29 protein-coding genes and 2 pseudogenes are annotated in these 25,581 nt (G+C 49.7%); 11 read left to right on the top strand and 20 right to left on the bottom strand.

Translation table 11 applies throughout. The features are described from left to right. Positions 1 to 4: 4 nt before the first annotated feature. From EAO37_RS00360 to EAO37_RS00345, 4 genes are all read right to left on the bottom strand, one after another. On the bottom strand, positions 5 to 1,915 hold the full coding sequence (locus tag EAO37_RS00360; RefSeq protein WP_120950886.1) for a hydantoinase/oxoprolinase family protein: 1,911 nt from the start codon (positions 1,913 to 1,915) through the stop codon (positions 5 to 7). 65 nt (positions 1,916 to 1,980) lie between these two features. Continuing rightward, positions 1,981 to 2,598 carry a 3-oxoacid CoA-transferase subunit B gene (locus tag EAO37_RS00355; RefSeq protein ID WP_120950884.1) on the bottom strand — a complete coding sequence of 206 codons (618 nt, stop codon included), beginning with the start codon at positions 2,596 to 2,598 and terminating at the stop codon, positions 1,981 to 1,983. Beyond that, positions 2,598 to 3,290 carry a CoA transferase subunit A gene (locus EAO37_RS00350; protein ID WP_120950882.1) on the bottom strand — a complete coding sequence of 231 codons (693 nt, stop codon included), beginning with the start codon at positions 3,288 to 3,290 and terminating at the stop codon, positions 2,598 to 2,600. Before EAO37_RS00350 ends, EAO37_RS00355 begins: the two co-directional genes overlap by 1 nt. A gap of 9 nt (positions 3,291 to 3,299) precedes the next feature. Next, a complete protein-coding gene (locus tag EAO37_RS00345; RefSeq protein WP_120950880.1) occupies positions 3,300 to 4,484 on the bottom strand; it encodes a thiolase family protein in 1,185 nt (394 codons plus the stop codon). Between the two features lie 207 nt (positions 4,485 to 4,691). Here EAO37_RS00345 and eno point away from each other — a divergent pair, with 207 nt between their 5' ends. Genes eno through EAO37_RS00325 form a run of 4 tightly spaced genes read left to right on the top strand, consistent with a single transcriptional unit; the run spans position 4,692 to position 9,175 of the window. Then, on the top strand, positions 4,692 to 5,960 hold the full coding sequence (gene eno, locus EAO37_RS00340) for a phosphopyruvate hydratase (RefSeq protein ID WP_120945143.1): 1,269 nt from the start codon (positions 4,692 to 4,694) through the stop codon (positions 5,958 to 5,960). Beyond that, positions 5,957 to 6,439, top strand: a complete 483-nt coding sequence (locus tag EAO37_RS00335) for a shikimate kinase (RefSeq protein ID WP_120945141.1) — start codon at positions 5,957 to 5,959, stop codon at positions 6,437 to 6,439. The genes eno and EAO37_RS00335 overlap by 4 nt, the downstream gene beginning before the upstream one ends. 36 nt (positions 6,440 to 6,475) lie before the next feature. Further along, a complete protein-coding gene (gene pta / locus EAO37_RS00330) occupies positions 6,476 to 7,963 on the top strand; it encodes a phosphate acetyltransferase (protein ID WP_120945139.1) in 1,488 nt (495 codons plus the stop codon). A gap of 3 nt (positions 7,964 to 7,966) precedes the next feature. After that, a complete protein-coding gene (locus tag EAO37_RS00325; protein WP_120945137.1) occupies positions 7,967 to 9,175 on the top strand; it encodes an acetate kinase in 1,209 nt (402 codons plus the stop codon). Here EAO37_RS00325 and EAO37_RS00320 read toward each other — a convergent pair. The 10 genes from EAO37_RS00320 to rpmE all read right to left on the bottom strand — a co-directional run bounded on the left by EAO37_RS00320 (position 9,172) and on the right by rpmE (position 15,208). Then, positions 9,172 to 9,579: a hypothetical protein gene (locus EAO37_RS00320; RefSeq protein ID WP_240451662.1), complete on the bottom strand. Its 408-nt coding sequence runs from the start codon at positions 9,577 to 9,579 to the stop codon at positions 9,172 to 9,174. The two genes, EAO37_RS00325 and EAO37_RS00320, sit on opposite strands and share 4 nt — an antisense overlap. Further along, positions 9,536 to 9,799, bottom strand: coding sequence for an AtpZ/AtpI family protein (locus EAO37_RS00315; protein ID WP_120950878.1), 264 nt, complete (start codon positions 9,797 to 9,799; stop codon positions 9,536 to 9,538). Before EAO37_RS00315 ends, EAO37_RS00320 begins: the two co-directional genes overlap by 44 nt. Continuing rightward, the gene (hemL, locus tag EAO37_RS00310; protein ID WP_162982271.1) at positions 9,789 to 11,105 is read right to left on the bottom strand and encodes a glutamate-1-semialdehyde 2,1-aminomutase; all 1,317 of its coding nucleotides are present in this window, start codon (positions 11,103 to 11,105) and stop codon (positions 9,789 to 9,791) included. The genes EAO37_RS00315 and hemL overlap by 11 nt, the downstream gene beginning before the upstream one ends. Next, complete coding sequence (locus EAO37_RS00305; protein WP_120950876.1) at positions 11,105 to 11,659, bottom strand: YceI family protein; 555 nt, start codon at positions 11,657 to 11,659, stop codon at positions 11,105 to 11,107. The genes hemL and EAO37_RS00305 overlap by 1 nt, the downstream gene beginning before the upstream one ends. 114 nt (positions 11,660 to 11,773) lie before the next feature. Beyond that, complete coding sequence (locus tag EAO37_RS09465; protein ID WP_240451661.1) at positions 11,774 to 12,055, bottom strand: hypothetical protein; 282 nt, start codon at positions 12,053 to 12,055, stop codon at positions 11,774 to 11,776. After that, positions 12,027 to 12,533 (bottom strand): hypothetical protein, encoded by a 507-nt coding sequence (locus tag EAO37_RS09460; RefSeq protein ID WP_240451660.1) that lies wholly within the window; start codon positions 12,531 to 12,533, stop codon positions 12,027 to 12,029. The genes EAO37_RS09465 and EAO37_RS09460 overlap by 29 nt, the downstream gene beginning before the upstream one ends. Before the next feature lie 23 nt (positions 12,534 to 12,556). Then, the gene (locus tag EAO37_RS00295) at positions 12,557 to 13,480 is read right to left on the bottom strand and encodes a hypothetical protein (protein WP_120950874.1); all 924 of its coding nucleotides are present in this window, start codon (positions 13,478 to 13,480) and stop codon (positions 12,557 to 12,559) included. Further along, a complete protein-coding gene (locus EAO37_RS00290) occupies positions 13,480 to 14,163 on the bottom strand; it encodes an RNA methyltransferase (protein WP_120950872.1) in 684 nt (227 codons plus the stop codon). The genes EAO37_RS00295 and EAO37_RS00290 overlap by 1 nt, the downstream gene beginning before the upstream one ends. Then, positions 14,160 to 15,002 carry a 16S rRNA (cytidine(1402)-2'-O)-methyltransferase gene (gene rsmI, locus EAO37_RS00285; RefSeq protein WP_120946339.1) on the bottom strand — a complete coding sequence of 281 codons (843 nt, stop codon included), beginning with the start codon at positions 15,000 to 15,002 and terminating at the stop codon, positions 14,160 to 14,162. Before rsmI ends, EAO37_RS00290 begins: the two co-directional genes overlap by 4 nt. A gap of 2 nt (positions 15,003 to 15,004) precedes the next feature. After that, complete coding sequence (rpmE, locus tag EAO37_RS00280) at positions 15,005 to 15,208, bottom strand: 50S ribosomal protein L31 (RefSeq protein WP_120946337.1); 204 nt, start codon at positions 15,206 to 15,208, stop codon at positions 15,005 to 15,007. A gap of 169 nt (positions 15,209 to 15,377) precedes the next feature. Between rpmE and EAO37_RS00275 the strand changes: the two genes are divergently transcribed. Further along, a complete protein-coding gene (locus EAO37_RS00275) occupies positions 15,378 to 15,833 on the top strand; it encodes a Fur family transcriptional regulator (RefSeq protein ID WP_120946335.1) in 456 nt (151 codons plus the stop codon). Here the strand turns inward: EAO37_RS00275 and pseI are convergent. From pseI to flgH, 5 genes and pseudogenes are all read right to left on the bottom strand, one after another. After that, a pseudogene (gene pseI, locus EAO37_RS00270) lies at positions 15,830 to 16,830 on the bottom strand (pseudaminic acid synthase). The gene EAO37_RS00275 and the pseudogene pseI overlap by 4 nt on opposite strands. Position 16,831: 1 nt before the next feature. Continuing rightward, positions 16,832 to 17,410 (bottom strand): UDP-4-amino-4,6-dideoxy-N-acetyl-beta-L-altrosamine N-acetyltransferase, encoded by a 579-nt coding sequence (gene pseH / locus EAO37_RS00265; RefSeq protein WP_120946332.1) that lies wholly within the window; start codon positions 17,408 to 17,410, stop codon positions 16,832 to 16,834. Beyond that, a complete protein-coding gene (locus EAO37_RS00260; protein WP_120950870.1) occupies positions 17,403 to 18,302 on the bottom strand; it encodes a hypothetical protein in 900 nt (299 codons plus the stop codon). The genes pseH and EAO37_RS00260 overlap by 8 nt, the downstream gene beginning before the upstream one ends. Next, positions 18,277 to 18,963: a pseudaminic acid cytidylyltransferase gene (gene pseF, locus EAO37_RS00255; RefSeq protein WP_120950868.1), complete on the bottom strand. Its 687-nt coding sequence runs from the start codon at positions 18,961 to 18,963 to the stop codon at positions 18,277 to 18,279. The genes EAO37_RS00260 and pseF overlap by 26 nt, the downstream gene beginning before the upstream one ends. A gap of 7 nt (positions 18,964 to 18,970) precedes the next feature. Further along, positions 18,971 to 19,669 carry a flagellar basal body L-ring protein FlgH gene (gene flgH, locus EAO37_RS00250; RefSeq protein ID WP_162982270.1) on the bottom strand — a complete coding sequence of 233 codons (699 nt, stop codon included), beginning with the start codon at positions 19,667 to 19,669 and terminating at the stop codon, positions 18,971 to 18,973. Positions 19,670 to 19,744: 75 nt separating this feature from the next. Between flgH and EAO37_RS00245 the strand changes: the two genes are divergently transcribed. Further along, on the top strand, positions 19,745 to 20,443 hold the full coding sequence (locus tag EAO37_RS00245) for an outer membrane protein (RefSeq protein ID WP_120946325.1): 699 nt from the start codon (positions 19,745 to 19,747) through the stop codon (positions 20,441 to 20,443). Here the strand turns inward: EAO37_RS00245 and EAO37_RS00240 are convergent. Further along, complete coding sequence (locus tag EAO37_RS00240) at positions 20,440 to 20,991, bottom strand: phospholipase D-like domain-containing protein (protein ID WP_120950866.1); 552 nt, start codon at positions 20,989 to 20,991, stop codon at positions 20,440 to 20,442. The two genes, EAO37_RS00245 and EAO37_RS00240, sit on opposite strands and share 4 nt — an antisense overlap. 85 nt (positions 20,992 to 21,076) lie before the next feature. Here EAO37_RS00240 and EAO37_RS09095 point away from each other — a divergent pair, with 85 nt between their 5' ends. From EAO37_RS09095 to argS, 5 genes and pseudogenes are all read left to right on the top strand, one after another. Then, positions 21,077 to 21,916, top strand: coding sequence for a hypothetical protein (locus EAO37_RS09095; protein WP_162982904.1), 840 nt, complete (start codon positions 21,077 to 21,079; stop codon positions 21,914 to 21,916). A 220-nt stretch (positions 21,917 to 22,136) separates the two neighbouring features. Next, the gene (locus EAO37_RS00235) at positions 22,137 to 22,916 is read left to right on the top strand and encodes a hypothetical protein (RefSeq protein ID WP_162982903.1); all 780 of its coding nucleotides are present in this window, start codon (positions 22,137 to 22,139) and stop codon (positions 22,914 to 22,916) included. A 3-nt stretch (positions 22,917 to 22,919) separates the two neighbouring features. Next, positions 22,920 to 23,540: a guanylate kinase gene (gene gmk / locus EAO37_RS00230; protein ID WP_120946414.1), complete on the top strand. Its 621-nt coding sequence runs from the start codon at positions 22,920 to 22,922 to the stop codon at positions 23,538 to 23,540. A gap of 47 nt (positions 23,541 to 23,587) precedes the next feature. Then, positions 23,588 to 23,752: pseudogene (tatA, locus tag EAO37_RS09875) on the top strand (twin-arginine translocase TatA/TatE family subunit); the annotation flags it as partial. Between the two features lie 62 nt (positions 23,753 to 23,814). Beyond that, positions 23,815 to 25,407: an arginine--tRNA ligase gene (gene argS, locus EAO37_RS00220; protein ID WP_120950860.1), complete on the top strand. Its 1,593-nt coding sequence runs from the start codon at positions 23,815 to 23,817 to the stop codon at positions 25,405 to 25,407. Positions 25,408 to 25,581 lie beyond the last annotated feature (174 nt).

Genomic DNA, 25,581 nt, shown 5'->3' with positions numbered 1-25,581 from the left:
CTCCTTAAGCTTTGTCTTCTAAAATCAAATCGCCATTGTCGGTGATGAGCAAACTCCACCCCTCAGGCACTCTTGTAGTGAAATAGGGACCCTCCACAATGGCAGGACCGTCCATGTGCGCGCCGGCTTGTTGGTCTAGCAAGATCACCACAGGAGTTGGGCGTTTCCCCTCCTCTTGTAGCACCTCACGGCTACCGCTCACTTTGGCACTGGTTTTAGGTTTGGGCAAGCTGGCGCGCAAACTAGGGTGGGAGAGTTCGTAGCGCACATGGCATGCCAAAATGCGCCTTTGATCCACATTGATTTGGGCGGTGTCCCCCAAGTGGGTAACATGGTCTTCAGACCCATCGGCATTTTCTACCACCACCTTCCATTCATGCTTGCACTCATTCCAGTTATAACCCTCTTGGAACATGTGGCGTTTTGCCTGCTCATGCATTTGCGCTTGGATTGTTTCAATCTCAGACTTACTCAAGTCCGTGATGTCGCGCTCAAAAGTTTGGGCGACATCTGAGAAACTGATCCCATAAGCAGAGAACACCGCAGCCAATTTAGGCACAATCACGCGCTTGATGCCCGCTTTTTTTGCAGCCAAACACGCGCTCATAGGTCCCCCGCCCCCAAAGGCTGCTAGCACCGTGTCTTTTTGCACATGCGCGCTCAAACATGTGGCTAATTTTTGGGCATAGGCTTCTTGTATGGCAAATAGGGCTTTTTCCAAACTCACGCCCAAGGGCTTGGCGATCTTCTCGCTGATCGCCTGAATGGCGCGTTCTTTGTCTAGTTTTTGTTGCCCATTCAAATAGGTGTCTGGATCGATAATCCCTAAAGCCACATTGACATCGGTCATGGTCGCCTCCTTGCCCCCAAAGCCAAAGCAAGCCGGTCCGGGGGCTGCCCCTACGCTATCTGGTCCCACGGTGATACTGCCCTTATCATCCACGCGCAAAATTGATCCACCTCCCACCCCAAAAGATTTCACATCGCTGAGTTCAAAAGAAATTTGAATCCCCTCCACAGATCCGCGCCTCTCTGTCTTGATCTTGTGTGCCTCCACTTCGCCCACATCTGAAGTGGTGCCCCCCACATCCACCATCAAGACATGGTTAAAGCCATAGGCTTTGGCTAGGGCTTTTGTGCCCTCAATCCCCCCTCTAGGACCTGAGGAATAGGTTTTAAGCGCGACAGATTTAGCCACCCGCGAGGACGCGCCATCGTTACGATAAATGAGCAAGGGATTTTTCACCTTATGGGCTTTGAGGCGGTGTTCAGCAGAGTATAAAAAACGCTCCATCGTGGGGTGTAAAAAGCTATTAAGCAACGCTGACCAAATGCGTCTAGTGCGACTGGTGTCATTAGTAAATTCCCATGAAAAGAGCACGGGCACAGAACCTAGCAAGTGCCTAGGGAATTGCAGTAAAAAAACATGCTTGAACTCCCTTTCGGTGTCCTTATCCTTTATAGCCACCACCAAGCGTTCTGCGCCCTTATTAGTCAAGGTGTTAACCGCGCTCACCAACTCACTCTCTATTTTATGGGGATCGTGGATATGACCCAAGAGCACTAAACGCGTGCCAACCAAACTTTCAAAGAGGTCTTTTTGATTCGCGCTTTGGGTGAGTTTGGCATGCAAGTGGGGATCATCGGTGATCAAACCTAGCTTGGGTCCCTTGCGCTCCACTAGGGCGTTTGTCCCTTGGGTGGAGGAGTAGCGAATCAGCTCAGTGGTGTGCAATAGCTTGATAAAACCACCTGCGCCATAAATCTCCTCACTGGCTTTTGTGATGCCTTTAAAAAAGCACTCAGATAAATCCACGGGGGTTGTTAGAGTTTTGGTGTAACGCACCTCTGAACCGCGCACCACACAAATATCTGTGAGAGTCCCGCCATTATCTAAATTGACTAGGTATTTCATGTCCGTCCTTTGCTGTTTTTTGGATTGTGATGACATAAGGCATGATGATGTTCTAGCACCTCCTTTTAAGGTAATGGGGCTTGATCCACCCCCGGGGCTAACTCTAGGGGGATGAACTTGCCCTCTTTGATCGCAAAAACCCCCAAATTGGTGATCACCTTAGAAACGCACTTAGGACCTGTGAGGGGCAGGCTACACTCCTTGACTAACTTACAATTACCCTTTTTATCGGTGTGTTGCATGAGCACAATGACTTTTTTCGCGCTTGCCACTAGATCCATCGCTCCCCCCATGCCTTTCACTAGCTTACCGGGCACCATCCAGCTGGCTAAATCCCCTTGGGCTGAAACCTCCATCGCCCCTAGAATCGTTAAATCAATGTGTTGCCCTCTAATCATCGCAAAACTCTCAGCGGAGCTAAAATAACTCGCCCCAATCCCTTGCGTGATGGTTTGCTTGCCCGCGTTGATGAGATCGGGATCGACCTCTTCTTGTGTGGGAAAGGGTCCCATGCCAAGCATCCCATTTTCGCTTTGCAACATCACCCGGATATTTTTGGGGATGAAATCGGCTACCAAAGTGGGGATGCCAATGCCTAGATTGATGGAATACCCGTCTTTAATATCCTCCACCGCCTTTTGCGCCATTTGCTGGCGACTCCAACCCATGTTGCTATAATCCATCATTCTCCCTTTTTGAGTGTGAGTTGTTCGATGCGCTTTTCAAAGCTCCCCTTGAAAATGCGATCGATATACACCCCGGGGACATGGATAAAATTAGGATCCAACGCGCCTAGTTCTACAATCTCTTCTACCTCTACCACACTCACCTTAGCCGCTTTAGCCATCATGGGATTGAAATTCATCGCGGTTTTATTGAAAATCAAATTGCCATAGCTGTCTGCCTTTTGGGCTTTAATAAAAGCAAAATCCGCTTTAAGTGCGGTTTCTAAAATGTAGGTGCGTCCGTTAAATTCTTTGTGCTCCTTACCCTCGGCAATGATAGTGCCTACCCCGGTGGGGGTGTAAAAGCCCGGAATGCCCGCCCCCCCGGCTCTAATGCGCTCGGCTAAAGTGCCTTGAGGATTAAATTCTACCTCTACTTCGCCGGCTAAAAATTGCTGCTCAAAGGTGGCGTTTTCGCCCACATAGCTAGCAATCATCTTTTTAATTTGCTTGTTTCTCACTAACAAGCCCAGCCCAAAGTCATCTACCCCGGGGTTATTAGAAATACAAGTGATGTTTTTAACTCCGCTTTTGCTTAGGGCTAAAATGGCATTCTCTGGAATGCCACACAGCCCAAAGCCCCCAAACATGATCGTCATGCCATCTTGCACGCCTGCAATGGCTTGCTCAATACTGCTAACTACCTTCATCTGCGCTCCCTATAATCTCTCAACCAACATCGCCACCGCTTCGCCCCCCCCCACACACAGACACGCCACGCCTAAATGCTTGTTGTGGGTATGCAGGGCATGGACTAGAGTCGTTAAAATCCTAGCCCCACTCGCCCCGATGGGATGTCCTAAAGCAATCGCGCCCCCATGCACATTCACCCGTGTATCTTTGAGCCCCAAATCTCTTTGGGTTAAAAGCCCCACCACCGCAAAAGCCTCGCTGATCTCATAGAGATCAATGTCGCCCACTTGTTTGTGGTTGCGTTTTAAAAGCTCTTTGATAGCCGGAGCAGGGGCAATGGGGAAGAGATGGGGATCGTGGCTGAAAGAATTGTAATCTAGGATTTTAGCTAAGGGTTTAGTAGAAGTGTCTTTGGCTAGCTCTTGGCTAGCAATGACTAACATGCTCGCCCCATCGCTAATCTTACTGGCATTAAAGGCGGTGATCGTCCCCTCCTTATCAAAGGCAGGCTTGAGTTTCAAGCCCTTGTCAAAATCTACCTTGCCTAGCTCCTCATCTAGGCTCACCAGCACCTCCCCCTTTTTGCCTTTAACGCTAATGGGCACGATCTCCAAATCAAAAGCCTTCGTTTCAAGTGCCTTGAGGGCTTTTTCATAGCTGTGTTTGGCAAAGCCATCTTGTTCTTCTCTACTCAGCTTGTGATCCTTAGCGCACCCTTCGGCAAAATCCCCCATTAAGGCGTGCTGGTAAGCATCTAGCAAGCCATCTTTAAACAAGCTATCTTCTAACTTGGCATCGCCCATTTTAAACCCCCCCCTACTCCCCATGAGCAAATGCGGGGCTAGGCTCATGTTTTCTATCCCCCCAGCTAAAACCACTTGGGATCGCCCTAGGGCGATGGCATTAGCCCCTAGCATCACCGCGCGCAAGCCCGAGCCACAAGCTTCATTCACCAAAAAACAGCCCACAGACTTGGGCAAATTAGCATTGAGGGCAACTTGCCTAGCGGGGGCTTGCTTGAGTCCAGCGCTGATCACATTGCCCACAATGCAGGTATCTACCAAGCTAGAATCAAACCCGCTAGCCTCTAGGGCTTGTGCGCCCACCACACTCCCTAAAGTTGTGGCCGGCACGCTAGACAAACTCCCATTAAACGACCCAATGGGACTTCGCTTCGCGCTGTAAATATAAACTTCCGCTTGTTCTGCCATCTCATCCCCTTGAAAGATTTACCGAGCATTGTCGTGCACTAAAATAAGCGTTTAGTTAATAAACCTTGAATATTATAAATTAGGTGTGGCGCGACTTACATTTAGTAACACTAACGCGTAATAGGCACATTTTAGGATTTTGGCTTTGATCGTCCAAATCTAACAATACTCTGCTAAAATCCTTACACACCATTTAAGGAAAATAGAATGCATATTGCACAAATTTATGCCAGCCAAGTCCTAGACAGCCGCGCCCAACCCACGCTAAAAGCTAAGGTAGTTCTTAGCGATGGGAGTGTGGGTGTGGCGATCGTGCCTAGCGGAGCTAGCACGGGCAAGAAAGAGGCGCTAGAACTAAGAGACGGGGATTCTTCTAAGTTTTTAGGCAAGGGGGTTTTGCAAGCGTGCAATTTTGTCAACCAGCACATCAACGCCGCTTTACAGGGCAAAGACCCCTATGATCAAGCTGGAGCAGACGCGCTCATGCTAGCTCTAGATAATACCCCCAATTACGCGCATTTAGGCGCAAACGCGGTTTTAGGGGTGTCTATGGCGTTGGCGCGCGCCAGCGCGCAGTCCTTGCACCTGCCTCTTTATCGTTACTTAGGGGGGTTAAACGCGCGTATCTTGCCCGTGCCCATGCTCAATGTCATCAATGGGGGGGCGCATGCCAATAATTGCCTAGACTTCCAAGAGTATATGATCATGCCCTTAGGGTTTGAAGACTTTTCTGAAGCCCTGCGCGCGGGTGTGGAGGTTTACCACCATCTCAAAGCGATGTTGTCTGAGGCGGGCTATAGCGTGGGGGTGGGCGATGAGGGGGGGTTTGCGCCCGATTTTAAAAACAACACAGAACCCCTAGAGTGGTTGCTCAAAGCCATTGAAAAGGCAGGCTATAAGCCGGGCGCGCAGATCGCGCTGGCTTTAGACATCGCTAGTAGTGGACTGCTAAACCCCCAAGGGCGTTACACCCTCAATAGCGAGGACAAGGAATTAGAGAGTGAGGAGCTCATTGAACATTACAGTGTGCTGTGCCGCCAATACCCCATTGTGTCTATTGAGGACGCTCTAGGTGAGGAGGATTACGAAGGCTGGGCGCAACTCACCAGCACTTTGGGGAATAAAATCCAGCTTGTGGGCGATGATCTCTTTGTAACCAATAAAGCCCTTTTAGAACAAGGTATCGCGCGCAAATTAGCCAACGCGATTCTCATCAAGCCCAACCAAATTGGCACGCTCTCCCAGACTTTAGAGACAATCCAATGCGCCCAGCGTGCGGGCTATGCCTGTGTGATGAGCCACCGTAGCGCAGAGAGTGAGGATAGTTTTATCGCGGATTTTGCTGTGGGGCTTAATACCGCCCAGATTAAGACAGGCGCGCCAGCTAGGGGGGAGCGCACCGCCAAATACAACCGCTTATTAGAGATCGCCCAAGAAATGCAAGGGGAATTTTTGGGTAGCAAACTCTTTGCATGAAGGTGTGGCTCATTGGGTTTATGGGGAGTGGGAAGAGTTGTGTGGGGGAGTTGCTAGCCACACATTTGGGTTATGGCTTTGTGGATAGCGATGTGGCGATTTGCCAAGAAGTGGGGTTGAGTGTGGGGGAAATTTTCTCCCTCTATGGGGATGCGCATTTTAGGCATTTAGAAGCCCAATGCATCGCGCGCCTCAACGGGCTCTCTAATTGCGTGGTAGCTACTGGGGGGGGTATGCCCCTTTATAATACTCTAGGGAGCGGGGTGGTGTGCTATTTGCAAGCCGATTTTGAAGTTCTACACGCACGGTTGTTACAAGATAGCCCAAAACGCCCCTTATTTACAAGCCAACAAGCCCTTTATGAGCTCTATGTAGCGCGCGCCCCTTTGTATGCGCGCCTAGCCCAACACATTATCAACGCCAACCAACCCCCCCCCCAAGTGGTCGCGCAAATTTTAAAGCTCTTGGATCAAGAGTAAGTTATAATAACACTATCTTTACATAAAGGACGACCAATGGGTTATGGGATATTGTTGATCGCGCCAAGTGGCGCGCTAGAAGAAAAGAGTTTAGCCTGTTTAGAGGGCATGTTCGCCACGCAACCTAAGAGTTTTAAGGTTGTAGAAGCCACCTTAGGTCTGACCGTGCCTAGGCTCATCGCCTTGTTAGAAAAAGGGGATTTTGCGCCTTGGCTACAAGCCTATCAAGATCAACTAGCCAAGCAGGATTATCTCCTGTTGCGCTCTAGCGCGTTGGAGAATTTGCAAGCCTTAGACCCCAATATCGCTACCAAACTCGCCCAACATCTGAATTTGGTGGTGATCAATGCTTTACAAGGGGACGCGCATGCGTGCGCGCTAGCCCACTCTAGCTTGGTGCGTGCTGGGCTTGTTAACCCGCTGAGTTTGACGCAGGGGTATCACAAGAGTGAGACCAACCACCTTGTCTTGGATTTAGATGCCCTGCCACAAGATTTAAGCCCAGCACTACAAGCCATCCAGCAAAGCAAGAGCGCGATCCTAAGCCCGGTGCGCTTCCAAGCCGAGTTGCTTAGGCGCGCTAGAGGCGCGCTCAAGACCATTGTTTTGCCCGAGAGTCAAGACCCTAGAATCCTGCAAGCTGCCCAAGCGATCACCCAAAGCCAAGCCGCTAAGATCATCTTGCTGGGTCAAGCTGGCAAGATCGCCCAAGATGCCAAAGACTTAGGGCTTGATTTGCAAGCGTGCACGATCATAGACCCTAATACCTCTGAGTATTTAGACAATTTTGCTAACACCCTCTATGCTTTGCGCCAAAGCAAGGGGTTAAGCCTACAAGAAGCCCAAGAGTTAGTCAAAACCCCGACTTATTTTGGGACCATGTTGGTTTATAGCGCGCATGCCGATGGTATGGTTTCAGGAGCCACGCACACTACAGCAGACACCGTGCGCCCTGCCTTGCAAACTATCAAACTCCACACGGGTGTGAGTTTGGTGTCTAGTGTGTTTTTCATGTGCTTGGATACGCGTGTGCTAGTCTTTGCTGATTGCGCGATCAACCCCAACCCCAGCGCGCAAGAGTTAGCCCATATCGCTCTTAGTTCCGCGCGCACGGCTAAGAGTTTTGGTATCGAGCCCAAAATTGCCATGCTCTCTTATTCTACGGGCACTTCTGGCAAGGGTCCTGATGTAGATAAGGTGCGTGAGGCTTTGGAGATCGCGCGCCATTTAGATGAGAATCTTCTCATTGATGGTCCCTTGCAATTTGATGCGGCTATCGATGCTAAAACAGGGGCTAAGAAAATGCCCGGAAGCCCTGTAGCCGGACAAGCCAATGTCTTTATTTTCCCGGATTTAGACGCGGGCAATATCGCCTATAAAGCCGTGCAACGCACCGCAAAAACTCTAGCCATCGGTCCTGTATTGCAAGGGCTTAAAAAACCGGTCAATGATTTGAGTCGGGGCTGTTTGGTAGAAGATGTGATCAACACGATCATTATCACCGCTATCCAAGCACAGGGGTAGAGCATGCGTATTCTCGTCTTAAATCTAGGGAGTTCCTCTATTAAATTCCAGTTGTTCCACATGGAGAAAAAAAGCGTGCTGGCTAAGGGCATTGTAGAGCAGATTGGCGGGGAGTGTTCGCAAGCCCAAATTTACACCCACCAAGGGCACGCCCAGATTAGTAAGGAATGTTTGGACATCCCTACCTACGATGCCGGTTTGCAACACATAGAGGACACTTTGGCACATCTAGAGGTGTTAAAGAGTTTGGGGCATGTAGATGGAGTGGGGCATCGCGTGGTGCATGGGGGGGATTTATTCATTGAACCCACACTGATTGATGAGGGGGTGATCGCCCACATTGAAAAACTCGCTTTCCTAGCCCCCCTACACAATCCTGCGCACTTAAGGGGGATCCAAGCCCTGAAAAAACGCGCCCCCCACATCCCCCAAGTGGCTGTTTTTGATACCGCGTTCCACCAAAGCATCCCCCCCCATGCCTTCACCTACGCCCTGCCCCATGATCTCTATGAAACCTACAAATTGCGCCGCTATGGCTTCCATGGCACTTCACACCACTTCGTGGCGATGGAAGCAGCCAAGTTTTTAAACATCCCCTACGATCAGTTCAACGCCATCTCTTTGCACTTAGGCAATGGGGCAAGTGTGTGCGCCATTAAAGAGGGCAAGAGTGTAGACACCTCTATGGGATTGACTCCCTTAGAGGGGCTCATTATGGGGACGCGCTCGGGGGATTTGGATCCGGCTTTACTAGGCTATATCATGCAAATTCAGGGCAAGAGCTTACAAGAGGTTAATGATGTGTTGAACAAAGAAAGCGGGTTAAAGGGCTTGTGTGGTAAAAGCGATATGCGTAGCGTGGAGGCGTTGATCGAACAAGGCGATGAAAAAGCCAAACTTGCCTTTGAAATGTATGCCTATCGTATCCGCAAATACATCGGGTCTTACTTATTAGCCCTAGGCAGAATTGATGCGTTGATCTTCACGGGAGGGGTGGGGGAGAATTGCGCGCGCCTACGCAAAGCCGTTTGCGCCAATTTAGAGAACTTTGGCATGGCACTCGATGCGCAACTCAATGAAAATTTGCCCAAGGGCGTGGTGAATCTAAGCCAACCCAACACAGCCGTGCAGATTTTGCGCGTGCCAACCAATGAAGAGTGGGCGATTGCTAGGCAAACTTCTCAGATCGTCCAAAAGCTCAAACAAGCCTAGGGTTTTTTAAGCAGGCAAAGACCCAGCGCGCTCCCCAAACACACCCCAAGCCCCAAAAGATAGGGGAGGGGAACAAAGAGTCCAAAGCGCATGAGAGCCAAGAGCGCGCCCAAGAGTAACATGTATGCTCCGATCTTGCCCCAGCTCAAGCCCAATTCCATGCCCAGCACAAATTTAGAAGGGATTTTTTGCGTGGGGTTTTGCAAGGCGTTTTTGAGTTTTTGGTATCCTGTGAGCAAGACCAGTAAAAAGCCTATAAAAGCCCCTTCAAAATTGAGTAAACCCACAGCCCCCCAGCCATAAGCCACTCCACCAGCCCCCCCCACATTGCACAAGAACACAAATAAGGCGCACTTAAGACTACACATCGCGATTTTGGTATTTGGGATCACTAGCCAACGCATCTAAATCTCTTTTAGCCCGCTTGTAGGCTTTGTAAACATTCAAAATTGCCCCCCCCACTCCCCAAAACACCCCCAACCAGAACAACCAAGCCACACCGGTTAGGCGTTTTAGCCCATAACCTATGGCAATGCCTAGCAAGATGGCCACCACGATGGAAATCCCCAAACTCAGAACACTCGCCCCCTCCACGATCCGCTTGAATTTAGGCTCAGAGTCCATGCGCCATTTCGCTAAAGCTCTCTTGGGCTTTTTGCACACAAGCCTCAATGATGTTTTCATGCATGGGCGCGCAAATAAACCCACTCTCAAAGGCGGAAGGCGCAAGATACACCCCTTTTTGCAACATCTTCTGGTGGAAAATAGCGTAGAGATCGTTTCTAGAGCTCTTAGCCCCCTCAAAGTCGCACACCTCCTGCTCGCTAAAGAAAAAGCCAAACATGCTCCCGCGCACACAGGTTTGCAAGGCGATATGGCAAGATTGTGCGGCTTGTTCTAAGCCCTGCGTGAAACGCAAAGCCAACGCCTCCAATCTGGGATACAGTTTGGGATCTTGGGCGATTTTTTCCAAAGCCACAATGCCCGCAGCCACGCCCACCGGATTCCCGCTCAAAGTCCCCGCTTGATACACCCCACCTACAGGGGCTAATAATTCCATGATCTCAGCCCTACCCCCAAAACAAGCCAAAGGCAAGCCCCCACCAATGACTTTACCAAAGGTAACTAGATCGGGCACTAGATGGTGGTAATCTTGAGAGCCATGGGCTCCGGCTCTAAAACCACTCATCACCTCATCAAAGATCAACACGGCGCGGTGTTCTTGACATAGGGTTTGGAGTTCTTGCAAAAATTCCAGTTTAGCCGGCACTAAGCCCATATTCCCGGCAATGGGTTCGATGATGACGCAAGCTACATTCTTACTAGCCTCAAAGCAAGCGCGCACCGATTGGATGTCATTATAGCGCGCCACTAGGGTGTGTTGGGCGATGCTCTTGGGCACGCCCAAAGAGTTAGGCACTCCAAAGGTGGCACATCCGCTCCCAGCCCCCACCAACAAGCTATCGCTATGCCCGTGGTAGCATCCCTCAAACTTGATAATGTCGTCTTTTTGAGAAAAAGCCCTAGCCAAACGGATCGCGCTCATGGTCGCTTCTGTCCCGCTATTGACTAAGCGCACTTTCTCCACGCCCTCGTAACTCAACACGATCTTTTTAGCTAGAGTGGTTTCTAATTCTGTGGGCGCGCCAAAGCTCAAACCTCGTTGCAAGACTTCAATCACGCGCTCTTGAATTTGGGAATTGGCATGCCCAAAGAGTAGAGGTCCCCAACTTTGCACGAAATCCACATAGGAATTCCCATCTACATCATATAGAGAATACCCCTCTCCCTTGAAAATAAAAGGGGGTGTGCCCCCCACATTTTGGAACGCCCGCACAGGGGAATTTACCCCCCCCACGATCACCTGCTTGGCTTCGTTGAAATCATTAATGCTGTGCAACAAAGCGTGATCCAGCTGTTTTTTTGCCATCAGTCTTTTAAGCCCGCTTTGAAAGTGATTTGCACCTGCGACCAGGTCAATTTTTGGTGCATGGGTTCACAGGCTTTAGCCAATTTAGCCAACGCGTTTTTAAGCCCAAATTCTAGAATATCTAGCACGCCGGTTACAACTAGCTGATCTTTCTCAATGGTGTAATTCATGGGCACCTTGACGCTCTTGGCATTCATGCGCACGCTAGCTAAAATAGTGCCTTGGTTTTCGCCTGCTACAATATCTCTAAAAGTTACCCTGAGATTCTTGTCCTTAAAGAGATCAAAGAAGGCTTCTTTGACATTCTTACTTTTGAGCGCGTCATGTAAATTCACATGCGACACATCTATGGTCGCGCTGGCTTTATCTAGCATGCGCACCACACTGGAATGGTCTTTATTGAAGCGGTAATTCACCCCATCAAAAGTGCCTTCTACCCCGACTTTTTTGGGCGTTTTGAACGCTGTGAAACTCATACTCAGCTTGCCTGTATCGATGCTGCTTGCGTGCGCTAGAGCAGAAAACAACAACGCGCCTACAACTATTTTTCTCATAAACGACTCCCTTGATCGAATTTTAAGAACGCCATAATAACATAAAAGCCCCCCTTTAGGCAATTATCTAGTGCTTTAAAGGTTCTAATAGCACTTTTATACCCGCCTTGAGGATCAAGGGGTTTTTTGTGTCGCTAATTTTGATGAAACGCACCGATCGGGAATGTCTAGGCTAATTTGGGAAGTGGGGGTGGGGCTATGGGTGAAATCCAACATGCGCAAGGATGAATCAAAAAAGCTAATTTGGGGATGCCAAGCATCGGTATTAGCTACAATGTGCAACCTACCACTATAGCCCATATCCAACCAATACTCCCCACTAATCTCTTTGAGGTTTAAATAATTGCCCGAGGGGATAACAGTCGCGCTATTGGCGATTTTGGGTGCGCACCCCAAAGTAATACACCCAATCTTGCAAACTACGGCGTTCTAAATCCGTGAAAACAAAGCCCTTTTTGGCAAAGAGGGCGGCGATGAGAGTGGGGTCTAGGGCGTATTCGGTCTTGAGCGCAAAGATCGCCTTACTCCAAGAATCTTGGTAATCCACCTCTAACACCATGAAGTAGGCATAGCCCATGGAGGCTAACACGCTTTGGGTGGTTTTTAAGAGCAACAAAGGCGAGGTTTTTGCTTGAAAACTCACATGCAACACCCCGGGTTTACCAAACTTTAAGGGCAAAAGACCATTGTCTTTAAGGGTATCCACCACCTTCTTGGCGCGTAATTGTCCTTGAGTGTAAAAATTACCGCGCTTGGCAAACACCCGCGCGATGAAATTCCTATTGGTTTGATAAAACCTCTCTCCGACGAGATTTTTAATCTTGTCCTCTAGGGCATCGCCACCCAAATATCCTTGCCAACCCAACCACAACACTAGGCATGCTAGCACTCTCAAACTTATTTGCTCCGTTCTTGATAGTGCGCGTAACTGATACGGCGCAAGCCGTTTTTGGGGGTATAGAGCAATCTTAAGGGTCTTTCTTGGTGGAAGTCTGAAACCTGTCCATTAGCCTCCAAAGACACATTGCCATGCCCAAAGGCTAACAGCCACTTATGCCCCTTAGTTTCTAAGATCAAGCGATCTTTGATGGTGATTTGGCTTTTTTTCTTATTGCTCAAATCGATGCTCTCCATCCAAATTTCTTCTTTGGGGGTGATCACAATCACTTTAGATTTATCAATGGGGGTTTCTTGCTTAACACTCTCTGGGGACTCCTGAGGTGGTTCTTGGGTTTGGAGACTCTGGGGTTTGTCCTCTGGGGGGTTGGAGGGTTGTGGGCTAGGGGGTTGTGTGCTGGCTTGGGGGGGGGGAGTGGGTTCTACCTGCAAAGGGGCGTTCTTGGGCGCGTTACTTTCCAAAGGAGTGGTTTGGGGAGGTGGGGGAGTTGGTTGCGCTAAAGAAGCGTATTTATTGTAGTAGATATACCCCCCAGCACCCGCCAATAAGATCAAGGGCAAGACCCACGCCCACTTAGAAGTCTTTTTAGGCTTGAAAGAGGCTAGAGCCTCAGGGTCGGATCGTGGGGTATTGACAAAGGGGGATTCTTCGGGCGTGTCAGCTTTATCCTCTATGGAGGGTTTGACAAAGAGACTCTTGTCATATTCCATGAGCCACTGCCCCAAGTTAAGCCCATACTCCTTTTCTAAGATTTGGATGAAGCCCACCGCGTGCACGCGCTGCAAATCCTCAAAGCGTTTTTCTAGGATCGCCTTGATCTTGGGGTTGGCGATCTTGGTGGTTTGCGCGATCTGGGCGATCCCCTTGTCCTTGAGAATCTCTAAATTCTTGTCTAATTCTGCTAGCTTTGCCTGTTCGTCCATCATTGTGTCCTATCCATTATAATTGCTCCGGCCACACCCACATTGAGCGAACCGATGTTGCCATGCATGTTAATACGCACGATCGCGTCCATTTTGCGTAAAACCTTAGGAGATAACCCGCTTCCCTCAGCACCCAAACAGATCGCCAAGGGGGTTTTGAACGCCACTTGGCGCACATCACACCCTTGTGTGTGCGCCCCATAACAACGCACTCCAGCGCTTTTGAGCTCTTGCAACGCGTCTAACAAGCGCGCACACACGCAAAAAGGCACTTCATAGAGCGCGCCCATGCTCGTGCGCGCTAACCCCTCATAGGGCAAGGGTGTATCCATCACCACCCCCTCAAAACCCAAGCATGCTACACTTCTAAACAACGCCCCCACATTCCCCACATCGCTCACACCACACAGCACCAAAAGCCTGTTGCAATGTTTGAGCGTAGCTAGAGAATCGATTCTAGGGGGACGCACTTTGGCTAAAAACCCCTGGTGGTTACCCCCCCTAGCCATGCTCTGGGCTTTCTTAGCGTCCACACGCACAAGGGGGCGATCGTATTCTTTGGCATGGGCGCACAAGCGCGCAAAGAGAGTCTTATCCACTTGTTTAGCCAAATACCACTCTAGGATCACGCTAGGGTGGTGTGCCAAAAGGTGCAAGAGCACCCGCTTGCCAAAGACAATCATGAGCGCATGCTCGAAGCGTAAAGGGCTTTGGGAGACACCCCCTTGAGTTTAGCCAATAATTTGGCTTTGATCTTAGGGGGCAAGGGCATATCAGCGATCTCTTGGTAGGACAAAGTGGGCTGGGCGCAGGGGTGCAAGCCACACACCAACACCCACTCACCCCGTAGGGCTACAGAGGGTAGAGCCTTGAGTTTGCCATGCACTTCTAGGACATTGCCATAGTAGCGTTGTTCATGCAGTTTTGTCATCTCTTTGATCGCAAATACAGGGCAATTAGGGATCAGCAAGGCTAGATCGCCCAAAGTGTCTAGCAAGCGCTTGGGGCTTTCATAGATCACCAAAGCCACTTGGGTCTGCAAAACCGCAACACTGGCGTTGAGTTTGGCGATCTTGGCACGCCGATCAACGCTCTTGGGGGGTAAAAAGCCCACGAAGAAAAAAGCACCCATCTCAAACCCGCTCGCGCCATAAGCGCTCACACACGCGCTAGCCCCGGGCAAGACTTCGTATTCAAGACCATGTTCTAGCGCGAAGCGCACCAATCTAGCCCCCGGATCGCTCACACAGGGCATGCCCGCATCGCTTAAAAAGCCCACATGCTGATCTTTGAAAAAAGCACTCCCCACTTGGGCTAAAAAGCTTTCTTGGTTGTGGGAGTGCAAAGCGTGCATGGGTTTAGAGGGCATCTGCAACACCTTCTGCGCAGAGAGTAAAAACAACAGACGCTTGGTAACGCGCACATCCTCACACAATAGCACATCGCAACTTGCCAAAGTGTCAAGCGTGCGCAAAGTGATGTCTTTGAGATTGCCTATGGGGGTGGGGAGCAGACTTAGCAAAACTACTGCAATTTGTATTTTTGGCGGAATTTCTCCACGCGCCCTGTGGTGTCAGCGATCTTGTCGCTTCCGGTGTAAAAGGGATGGCAAAAACTAGAGATGTCAATGCGTAATTCACTTTTGGTGCTGAGCACCTCAATTTGTTTGCCACTGGTAACACAGGTTACCTTGCAAGGGATATACTCCGGATGGATTCCTTTTTTCATGCCAACTCTCCACAAAGTTTTGCTCTGATTGTAGCTAAATTTTGCTTAAGTAAAATAGCCAGCTGTTGGCGTGCTTGTTTATTCATGTTTAAGAAATGATGTTATCATGAGAAGTTACTCATCATTTATGGCATTTATGGCATTTGGATTAGCAAATTAAGGAGAGTTTGTGCGCCGACTAGAAACCCTAGAGTCTATTTTAGAGCGTTTGCGAGTCTCAATTAGGAAAAATGGTTTGAAGAATTCCAAACAGCGTGAAGAAGTTGTGAGTGTTTTATACAAGAGCGGGACTCATCTAAGCCCCGAAGAAATCACCCAAAGTATCCGTTTGAGCGATAAGAATACGAGTATCTCCTCTGTCTATCGCATTTTAAATTTCTTGGAAAAAGAACGCTTTATTTACACCTTAGAAACCAATAAAAATGGTCGCCGCTACGAGATCGCAGCCAAGGAACACCACGATCACATTATCTGCTTGCAATGTGGGGAAATCATTGAGTTTGTAGACGCCCAAATTGAGGAGCGCCAAATGGAGGTCGCCAAACAATTCCAAGCCAAGCTAGTCAGCCATGACATGAAAATGTTCGTGGTGTGCGCTAAGTGCTTGGCACAGGGGCGCGATTAGGGTTCTATGTCTTGGAGGGTGAGCGGGTGGGCGTATTCTAAATCTCTGGTGGCTCTCTTGCCTAAGACTTGGGGGAGGAATTTAGGGCTAGCCCCGCATTGGGGCGCAGGGCTTGGAGGTGTTCTCTTGTGAGGGTTTCGCCCTTTTTGAGGGCTTTGGTGATAAAAAGGCTTCTAGCAAATTGCTGTCCCTGCGGGGTGCTTGCGCCCTCTTCTGCGCCCAAAGCCAAATGTGTGTCGCGCACTTGGGCGATCATGCTCGCAAACGCGTCAGCGTCCATGCTAAAGGCTTGATCGGGGCTTTCTAAGTTCTTATCCAAAATAAAATGCTTTTCAATCATGCATGCCTTGAGTGCGGTCGCGATGATCGCGCTTAAAGATCCCAGAGTGTGATCGCTCAAGCCATAGAGGACTTTGTAGCGCTTGCCTAAATTGGGCATGGCTAGCAAATTGGCTTGGTGCAAGGGGGCGGGGTAAGCGCTAGTGCAGTGCAGGAGGGTGATTTGGGAGTTATTAGCCTTGTAGCAGGCTTGCAAAGCGTCTAAAATTTGGGTGTGGGTGGCAATCCCTGTGGAGAGAATCATGGGCTTGCGCGTGCTAGCCACTTGGGTGATGAGTTCTAGATGCGTGATCTCAAAGCTGGCGATCTTATACTTGGGGCAGTCTAGTTTTTCTAAGAGCTCCAATCCCTTGAGGCTAAAGACGGAGCTAAAGAGTTCTAGCCCCAAGCTTTTAGCGCATGCAAAGAGTTCGTCATGCCACTCTAAGGGCATGCACGCGCGCTCATAGAGTTGGTATAAACTCTGTTGATCCCATAGTGTGCCCTGAATGATGAAGGGGGGTTTGTGGACATTGAGGGTGAGACAATCTGGGGTGTAGGTTTGGAGTTTAGCCCCATCAGCCCCAATGGCTTTGATGCATGCAAGGGATTTAAGGGCGATCTCTAAGGATTGGGCGTGGTTGGCACTCAGTTCGGCGACAATAAAAGGGGCGGGCATACTAACTCTTTTTCGTGGCATTATAGCTAAGAGGGGAGAATTTCACAAATAGCCACACATCGTAGTAACGCCCATCGCGGTAGATAAAATCGCGTAAAAAACCCTCTTTGCGGTAGGCATGGCGTTGGTAAAAGCGCAGGGCTCTAGTGTTGCTAGTGAGCACTTCTAGATGCAAGGCGTGTAATTGCAATTTGTAAAAGGCGATAAATTCCAGAGCGTCTAGGATTTGCGCGCCCACATGCTCTAAGTGGGGGTTTTTATAAATCCCTAAAAAGGCATGGCGGTGGATGGGATGGACGCGTGTCAAAGACCCCACGCCCAAGAGTTTACCCTCTTGTTTGAAGAGATAATAAGCGCTAGAGGGGTGGGTTTTGAGCTGTTCTATGAAGTGCAAATGCGCTTCTAGGCTGATGTGCTCGTTGAGCATCCAAGCGCTGGTGTCTGCATGGTTGCGAAAGGAGAGAATCTCTAGGCGTTCGGCTTGGGTGGTGTGGATGAAATGGCAGGCGTGCAAGGGTTTGGCATCTTTAGCCAAAGTGGTGGGGGGGATGTCAAAACTAAGCCACAGCGGGTTATCCAAGTAAAATCGCCTGTAAAGTGGACTGGAGAGCAGAGCCGATATTGAGGGCTTTTTGGGCTACTTGCATGCGCGCGCGTGTAGCTAAGCCAAATTGGGCTAGATCGCTTAAGAGTGTGTCTAGGCTACTAGATAAGCAGGCATGCACCCCGCTTAGAGCTGCGAGTTGGTGTAGTTGGTTGGGGGCGATGGGGAGGGCTAGAATCGAGCTTAGAGCTAGCATGGCTTCATAGAGCATCCCCCCCCCACCCAAAAGCGCGATGTCGCTAGCATGCATTAAGCTAGCAATCTCGAACAAATCCAAATGGGTATGCACACATGCGGAGGTCTTGGGGAGGGCTAGTGCCAATTGCGGGGGCGCGATCACTTGGACATGCAGGGGGCTTTTGTCGAGTATCTCTAGGGCTTGTTGGTAAAATGGCAGGCTTTGTGCGCTCCCTCCAAAGCACATCAAGAGGGTGGTGGGATTGGGTTTTAGGGGTTTGTGATCCAGCTTGAACGCCTTTTCAAAAGGCATGAACGCACAGCCCAAAAACATGCGCGGCTTAATTTGGGTGTAGAGTTGCTCGGCTTGGTAAGATGGATTGATGATGAAAGTCTTGGGAGGCAAGTTGGCATGCGGACTATCCTCTAGCACAACGACGGTGCGCGCATGCGCATGCGCATGGTGGTAAAAATCCAAAGGGGCTAGATAGCTATCTATGAACAGCACATCATGGGGGGCAATTTCTAGCGCGCGCAACCAATCTAGGTTTTGATCAGCCAAGGGGTGGGGGGCTAGCACTTGCGCGCTAAACCCCAAGTTGGCTAAATGCCCTTTGAGCTTTTGGGCGCGTCTTAAATGCCCCAACCCGCTTTGGGGCGTGGCATCAGCTAGGATTTTGATCGCAGGCATGCACAAGCTGGTATTTGAGTTTGGCTAATTCTAGATCCTCTAGGGTGTCTATGTCTTGAGCGTATAAATGGGGCACAAGCACGGGGTAAGAGTGGGGGGCTAGGAGGGGTTCTTCTTGGAGGAAGTGCCTAGCTATTCCCATGTAAAACAGCCCGCTGTCATGGTAGAGAGTCTGGAGGTCTTGGGAGCGCTCTTGCAAGCACTGGGGAAAAAGAGGGGTCATCTGGGCAGTGAGGGCTCGATAGGGCGAAGAGGCATAGGGGGTGAGGGCTAGGGCGTATTTGCAGTGGGGATGATCTAGAAGGGCTTGGCGCGCTTCTTTTAGGTAGCTAGCTTGCAAGAGCACACTGGTAGCATAGAGAACACACACCATGTCTTCTAAAGGGGTTTGCAAGTGTGTGAGGGCATGCGCTACAACCTTGAGGGTGGGTGTGAAGTCATCGGCTAAAGGCGCGGGGCGCAAAAAGGGGACATGCGCGCCATGATCTTGGGCGATTTTGGCGATCTGCGGGCTATCTGTAGAAACCAACACTTGGCTAAAGAGTTGGGAGGACATAGCGATCTCTATAACATGGGCTATTAAGGGCTTGCCTAAAAAGGGGTAGATGTTCTTGTGGGGGATGCGCTTACTGCCCGCACGCGCTAAGATCAAGGCTAACATGCGCACCTTAATAGGGGAATTGGGATTCTAACACATCGTTGGCAAATTTCTTTTTGTTGCTCGCGCTCAAAGCCCCAATATTGGTGTAAGAAATCTTGGCGTTGGCGATGTATTTGGACTGCACGGTGTTATCACGCGTGATGTCAAAGGGGCGCACCACCCCGCTAAGCTCGATCACCTGTTTCTCCCCATCTACAAGGATCTCCTTATATCCATGGATGAAGTAATTCCCATTTTCTAGCACCTTGACAATGCGCGCGGTGAGGGTGAGTTTGAGATCTTCGCTTTTCTTTTGCGCCCCTCCACCTTTGAAGGCGTTATTGGTGCTAGATTGGGTGAGGCTGTAATTGTTCTTATCATCTAAAAATTGCGCCTCACTTCTCTTGTTGAGATCCGTGCCATTGTAGGTGAGTCTGGGCGCGCTAGAAGTGCCATTAGAGGTGCTCTTATAATCCTTAGAGGTGCTGTAATTGGCATTAGAGCTCTCAGAAATCTCCACGGTAACTAGATCATTGGGCTTCATCGCGCGTCTGTCGGCAAATAAGGGGCGTTCCCCCTGCCCAAAGAGACTTCCGGGCTTAGAGATCTCAGGGATAAACTCCTTAGAGGGCATCTCTTCTACATAATCGGGGGGGTCAAACTTGATCCCGGGTTCTAGCGCGCCAAGCACACTCACTAAGGCGACAAGATAAATCCATTTACCCACCGTAACTCTCCTTAGCACTTTTGCGCCTAATTATACTATAATAGGGGTTTCATAGTTATGATTTGAGGATAGAAAATGCAAAAACGACTTGTGTTACCTTGTGTTTTAGGAGTGGTGATGGGGATGGGGACCTTGCAAGCAGGGGAGAAACCCAATTGGATGAGGGGGCTCATTGTGGGGACAAGTTACCAAACCGGGGCGATCAACATTCTTACGCGTTCTTATGGGGTGCGTGATGATAGAAATGCGGGGGCTAATGGGCTAGGCTTTTTGATAGGCTACAATGGCTATTTTAGAGATGATCAAATGTTTGGGGCGCGCTATTACGCCTTTTTAGATTGGCAAGGCTTTGGGGCGAGTTATAGAAAAAGCCCTTATGGGGGCGGGGGCTATTATGGGGGGAGTAATATGATCACCTATGGCGCGGCTGCCGATGTCTTTTATAATTTTTTTCAGGGAGCTTTTTATCGCGATGACATTTCGCTGGATTTGGGCGCGTATGTGGGCATGGCGATTGCGGGGAGCTCGTGGTATTTGGGCGATGAAGGGCAAAATAAAATGGGGATTCCTCCCTACGATGACAACAATGTGAGCATTAGCGCGTTCCAATTCCTCTTCAATGTGGGGCTTAGAGCATTGGTGGTGGGCGAACATGGCATCGATATCGGTTTTAAAATCCCCACCATCAACAACCGCTACTACTCGGGCAATAACTTCAGCGTCAAACTACGCAGAACCTTTGCCTTTTACATCGGTTACAATTACCACTTTTAGTGGTAGGGGACACAGGCTTTTAGCATTTTCTTGTAGTAACTTTGGGCTTTTTGGATGAGGCTGGAGTCATCGTCTTTAAGCAACAATTCGTAGCTGTTTTCAAAGGCGTTTTTGCTCCAATTGGCTGAGCCTAGAAAAATCCATTTGTCATCAATGAGAGCGAGTTTTTGGTGCATGATCCCTTTGTGGACGGTCTGGAAGTGCCTAGCCACTTTAGCGGGTGTGCCCTGCAACAAACAGGTGTCAATCCCTTGGTATTTAGACAAATAGGCGATGGTGGAATGCTTACCATGGGCGTTGCTTGCATAATCGTAAATGATATGGATCTTGACTCCGCGTGCGGCCGCGTCCTTGAGAGCTTTGGCGATCTTTTGGTGGGTGAAGCTGTAAATGGCGATGTTGATCGTGTTTTTAGCCGCATTGATGCCTGCAATGAGGCTATTGAGAGCCTCTGTTTGTTCGTAGGGGAGCATGTAGAGCGTGGGGGTAGCTTGCAACATGCCCGCCAGTAGACAGGGTAAAAATAAGGTTTTGTAAGCGATCCTCATAGTATTCCTTATGTTGTAGTTAAGCAAAATAGGGTGAACTTGTATTATAATGCGGAGTTTAGGTAGTTTAGCTTAAGGAGTGGCGTTGAAGATTCTGTTAGTCAATCAGAATAAGATGGTTGAAAAGTTATTTGAAAACATCGCCAAGAAGTTGGCTTTGGAATTGGTGGTGCAAGAGCATGTAGAAGAAACTCTTTCTAAACTCCAAGAGGACGCAGAGTATTTCTTTTTTGCCGATGACACTGTTGTAGATGAGGAGGGTTACCAGCGTCTTGCGCCCCTATTGGAGGGGACTAAAATGAGCGCGTTTGTGCACCGCAAGAGTGTCGCGCCCTTTGGGGCTTTCACCCACTATATCCAAAAGCCTTTTTTGCCCACCGATGTGTTGCATATTTTAGAAAAGACTATGGAGTCCTTACACATCGCCACCTCCACCCCCCAAGAGGCTTTGACACCCCCCCTAGAGCCTGCGAGTTTGGGAGATGCCAACTTGGAGGCGGATTTAAACCAACTAGAAGAGTTAGAGGGTTTGTTTGACACACCCCCCCCACAAGCCCCTCAAGAGTCCCAAACAAGCGCGCAGGAGGAACAACCTCCCGCACAGACCCCCCAAGAGCCCGCACAGACCCCCCAAGAGGATGCCCTTCAAGAAGAAGTTCCTCAAGAAGAAATTCCTCAAGAATCCCAAGAGCAAGCCCCCCAAGTTTCTAAAGAAACCATGGATTTTTCTTTAGAGGATTTATTGCCCGTGGATCACAGCAATGAGGAAGAAGAGGAGGAACACACTCCCCAGGACTCAACCTCCCCCGCAGATACGCCCCTTGAACTAGAGTTTCCCGCGTTAGAATCCCAAGAATCCCAAGAATCCCAAGAATCCCAAGAATCCCAAGAATCCCAAGAATTCCAACTCTCCCCCCTGAGCTAGAACCCCCTGCGCTAGAAAGCCAAGAAGACCCCACCCCCACCCTTGAGCTAGAACCCCCCGCCCCGTCCGCGCAACAGAGTGCTTCAAGCCAAGAGGATTTACCTCCCCAAGATACCCCGGTTGCAGAGCAAACCCCCTTGAATCAAGCAGCGCGCCAGAGGTAGAGCCCCAAGAGTTTGAGCGTATTGAGGATATCCCTGAACCCGTCATGGTGGGTGTGGTGGAAGGACCCCAAGAGTCAAGCGCGCCTCGCCCCACACAAGAGAGCCACACAGAGGACGCGCCAGCGCTAGAAGCACAGCCCACAGAGCAGGACAAAACAGAGCCTAGGGCACAGAGTCCTCAAGCACCAATGCAAGAGGACAGCAAGGATACGCCAGAGGCGAGCACGCCACAAGAAGACATAGAGCAGGACTTAGGCGTGGCTTTCGCCCACGAGGAGCTGGATGCGCAAGCCACCCCTGATATAGCACAAAGCCTTGAGGAGGCTATAGAGCCAGAGCCAGAAGCCACCCAAGATACGCCAGTGGAAACACAGGATCAGGATCAGGATGAAACCAAAGATCAAGATCAAGAGATCCCCTCTCAAGACCCCATGCCCGCCCAAGAGCAAGTGCCCCAAGATGTCGACCAAGACATGGATGCGCCCTTAGCAGAGCAGACCCCAGATTTAAGCCAGCCCCAAGAAGTGGCAAGTGCCCCAAGCACCCCAGCGACCAAATCCGCCGCACAGGACGAACAACCCCTAGAGCCACCCACACAGAGCGGACAACCCGAGTCTACAGAGTCTACAGAGTCTACAGAGTCTACAGAGTCTACAGAGTCTACAGAGTCTACAGAGTCTACAGAGTCTACAGAGTCTACAGAGTCTACAGAGTCTACGCAGGGCACCCCGGCGGTTTTGACTTTGGATTTGCAAGACTTGCTCAAAGATTTGCCCATCGATTCCAAGATTTTAGAAAATAAGGTGTTGCGCATCCAAATTGTGGATAAAGTCTAGGGCGTGGATGCTTATAGGATTTTGGTGGTAGCTGGACCCAGTGGGGCGGGCAAGAGCACCTTGGTAAAGCATTTGATGGCGCATTTCTCCGATTTGTATTTTTCTATTTCCACCACCACACGCCCCCCGCGCCCAGGGGAGCTCTCAGGACAACATTACCATTTTGTGAGTCAAGAGGCGTTTTTGGAGGGGATTGATCGAGGGCAGTTTTTGGAGTGGGCGCGTGTGCATGGGCATTACTATGGCACATCCTTACTCCCCGTGCAACAAGCCCTAGAGGCGCATAAACTTGTCTTGTTTGACATTGATATACAAGGTCATGAGAGCTTAAAGCGCATCTACCCTAAAGCCACTTCAGTTTTTATCACTACCAAGAGCGCGCAGGTGTTACAGGCGCGCTTGAAGCAACGCGCCACAGACAGCCCAGAGGTGATCGCCCAAAGACTAGCCAACGCTTACGCCGAATTGCAAGCCTTGGATCAATTTGACTATGTGTTGATCAATGATGATTTAGAGCAGGCTAAAGAGCGCATTGTATGGATAGCTAAGACATTGAGTTACAAACAACAGATGTATCCTAAAGAGAGTTTATGCATGGCTTGGAAAGGGGAGTTTAAGTTTTAAGGGCATCTGTAGTAACATGCGCCCTATTAAACCCTAAAGGATTGAACATGGGCGGTTTTACAAGTGTGTGGCACTGGCTGATTGTGCTCTTTGTCATTGTGCTGTTATTTGGGGCTAAGAAGATCCCTGAGTTAGCCAAGGGGTTGGGGAGTGGCATTAAAAACTTCAAAAAGGCGATCAAGGAGGACGAAGAGGAGGGCAAGGACCCCAAGGTGGTGCAAGCCCAAACCCCACCTCCTCCCCCCACCCCCCCCAAGAACACAAGGTTTAGCGCGTGTATGCGCGCATCAAGGGGGTGCTAGAACAGCTGTTAGAAACGCAGATTGTCCTAGAACACCCTAAAGATAAAAGTTTGGGGCATTATGCCAGCGTGGTGGCTTTTTCTTTGGCTAAGACGCGCAAAAAAGCCCCCAAACTCCTCGCCTTAGAGATCGTGGAGTTCTTGCAAGAACAAGAGGCGTGTCAGGAGTTGTTTGCGCGCATTGAAGCTCTCAATGGCTATATCAATTTCACACTTAAAGAGAGTTTCCTAGATAGTTTATGCACGCAAGCCTTGGCTTTGGGGTGTGATTTTGGTCGGGGTGTTTCAAAGGAGAGCCTCTATGTAGAGTTTGTGAGTGCCAACCCAACGGGACCTTTGCATATCGGGCATGCCAGAGGGGCGATCTTTGGGGACAGTCTGTGCCGTTTGGGGCGTTTTTTGGGCGTAAAAACCCATGCGGAATATTATGTCAATGACATGGGCGCACAAATTAAGATGTTGGGCTTGTCTGTGTTATTGACGATCCAAGAGATGCAGGGCATGGAAGTGCAGTTTCCTAAAGGAGCCTATGACGCTAAAGAATTAGCCCCGCGTGCGCTAGAACACTTTGGTCATTTAGAGGGAACGCAAGAGGAGTTGATCGCTAAATTGGGGGATTTTGCTAAGGATTGTCTGCTAGGGCGAATCCAGCAAAGTTTGCAGGACATGGGCGTGCAAATGGACGCTTATGTGAGTGAAAAAGCCATGTTTAGCGCGCAAGAAGCCATTTTTGCACGCCTGCAAAAAGCTGGGGGGGTGTATGAAAAAGAGGGGAAAATGTGGCTAGCTTCCAGCATGCATGGCGATGAAAAAGACCGTGTTTTGAAAAAAAGCGATGGGAGTTTCACCTACATCGCTGGGGACATCGCCTACCACGATTATAAATTCGCGCAACGCTACGACCACTACATCAATATCTTTGGAGCCGATCACCATGGCTATGTGGCGCGTATCAAGGCGGCTTTAGAATTTTTGGGCTATGAATCCCAACGCCTAGAGGTGCTCTTAACCCAAATGGTGGCACTACTCAAAGAGGGCAAGCCCTATAAAATGAGCAAACGCGAAGGGAATGTCGTGCTATTAGAAGAAGCCCTGCAAGACATGGGTAAGGACGCTTTGCGCTTTGTCTTCCTCTCTAAGAAGTTGGACACCCATTGGGAATTTGACATCGCCAATTTGCAACACCAAGATAGCACCAACCCCATTTTTTACATCCACTACGCCAACGCGCGTATCCACACCATGCTAGCCAAGTTCTTGCAAAGAGGGGAGGCGCGCGCGATCGCACAAAGCCACTTGGAGAATCTCCCCCCCCAAGCAAGACACCTGTTATTTAGTGCCCTGAATTTACCCAAAGTGCTCTCTAACGCCTTTATGGATCGAGAGTTGCAAAAGATTTGCGAATATCTCAAAAACCTAGCTGGGGATTTCCATAGTTTTTACAACGCGCACAAAATCTTGAACACCCCTGAGGAGCTCAAATACCTCAAGCTATGCCAAATGGTGAGTTTGAGCTTGACAATCGGGCTAGACATTCTAGGGATCAAAGCCAAGAAAAAAATGTAAGGAATGCAGGACGGGGAAGGAGGGGGAGGTTACCCCGCCCTGCGACCACCATTCTAGCAGAAGTTTTAGGTATTTTAGCTTAAATGAATCGCTTTTTGTCAAAATTCTTTCAAAAGGCGCGCGGGAGCGGGGGGCTATCGTGGATTAAAAACTTATGTTATAATCCTTTAAGTT

This window comes from Helicobacter sp. L8, from assembly GCF_003660355.1.
Taxonomy (GTDB): domain Bacteria; phylum Campylobacterota; class Campylobacteria; order Campylobacterales; family Helicobacteraceae; genus Helicobacter; species Helicobacter labacensis.
This window is presented reverse-complemented; position numbering and strand designations above follow the sequence as displayed.

Coding starts and splice junctions, on each gene's coding strand:
- EAO37_RS00360 (WP_120950886.1), bottom strand. CDS start 1,915: ATGAAATACCTAGTCAATTTAGATAATGGCGGGACTCTCACAGATATT.
- EAO37_RS00355 (WP_120950884.1), bottom strand. CDS start 2,598: ATGGATTATAGCAACATGGGTTGGAGTCGCCAGCAAATGGCGCAAAAG.
- EAO37_RS00350 (WP_120950882.1), bottom strand. CDS start 3,290: ATGAAGGTAGTTAGCAGTATTGAGCAAGCCATTGCAGGCGTGCAAGAT.
- EAO37_RS00345 (WP_120950880.1), bottom strand. CDS start 4,484: ATGGCAGAACAAGCGGAAGTTTATATTTACAGCGCGAAGCGAAGTCCC.
- eno (WP_120945143.1), top strand. CDS start 4,692: ATGCATATTGCACAAATTTATGCCAGCCAAGTCCTAGACAGCCGCGCC.
- EAO37_RS00335 (WP_120945141.1), top strand. CDS start 5,957: ATGAAGGTGTGGCTCATTGGGTTTATGGGGAGTGGGAAGAGTTGTGTG.
- pta (WP_120945139.1), top strand. CDS start 6,476: ATGGGTTATGGGATATTGTTGATCGCGCCAAGTGGCGCGCTAGAAGAA.
- EAO37_RS00325 (WP_120945137.1), top strand. CDS start 7,967: ATGCGTATTCTCGTCTTAAATCTAGGGAGTTCCTCTATTAAATTCCAG.
- EAO37_RS00320 (WP_240451662.1), bottom strand. CDS start 9,579: ATGCGTTGGCTAGTGATCCCAAATACCAAAATCGCGATGTGTAGTCTT.
- EAO37_RS00315 (WP_120950878.1), bottom strand. CDS start 9,799: ATGGACTCTGAGCCTAAATTCAAGCGGATCGTGGAGGGGGCGAGTGTT.
- hemL (WP_162982271.1), bottom strand. CDS start 11,105: ATGGCAAAAAAACAGCTGGATCACGCTTTGTTGCACAGCATTAATGAT.
- EAO37_RS00305 (WP_120950876.1), bottom strand. CDS start 11,659: ATGAGAAAAATAGTTGTAGGCGCGTTGTTGTTTTCTGCTCTAGCGCAC.
- EAO37_RS00295 (WP_120950874.1), bottom strand. CDS start 13,480: ATGGACGAACAGGCAAAGCTAGCAGAATTAGACAAGAATTTAGAGATT.
- EAO37_RS00290 (WP_120950872.1), bottom strand. CDS start 14,163: ATGATTGTCTTTGGCAAGCGGGTGCTCTTGCACCTTTTGGCACACCAC.
- rpmE (WP_120946337.1), bottom strand. CDS start 15,208: ATGAAAAAAGGAATCCATCCGGAGTATATCCCTTGCAAGGTAACCTGT.
- EAO37_RS00260 (WP_120950870.1), bottom strand. CDS start 18,302: ATGCCTGCGATCAAAATCCTAGCTGATGCCACGCCCCAAAGCGGGTTG.
- pseF (WP_120950868.1), bottom strand. CDS start 18,963: ATGTTAGCCTTGATCTTAGCGCGTGCGGGCAGTAAGCGCATCCCCCAC.
- EAO37_RS00245 (WP_120946325.1), top strand. CDS start 19,745: ATGCAAAAACGACTTGTGTTACCTTGTGTTTTAGGAGTGGTGATGGGG.
- EAO37_RS00240 (WP_120950866.1), bottom strand. CDS start 20,991: ATGAGGATCGCTTACAAAACCTTATTTTTACCCTGTCTACTGGCGGGC.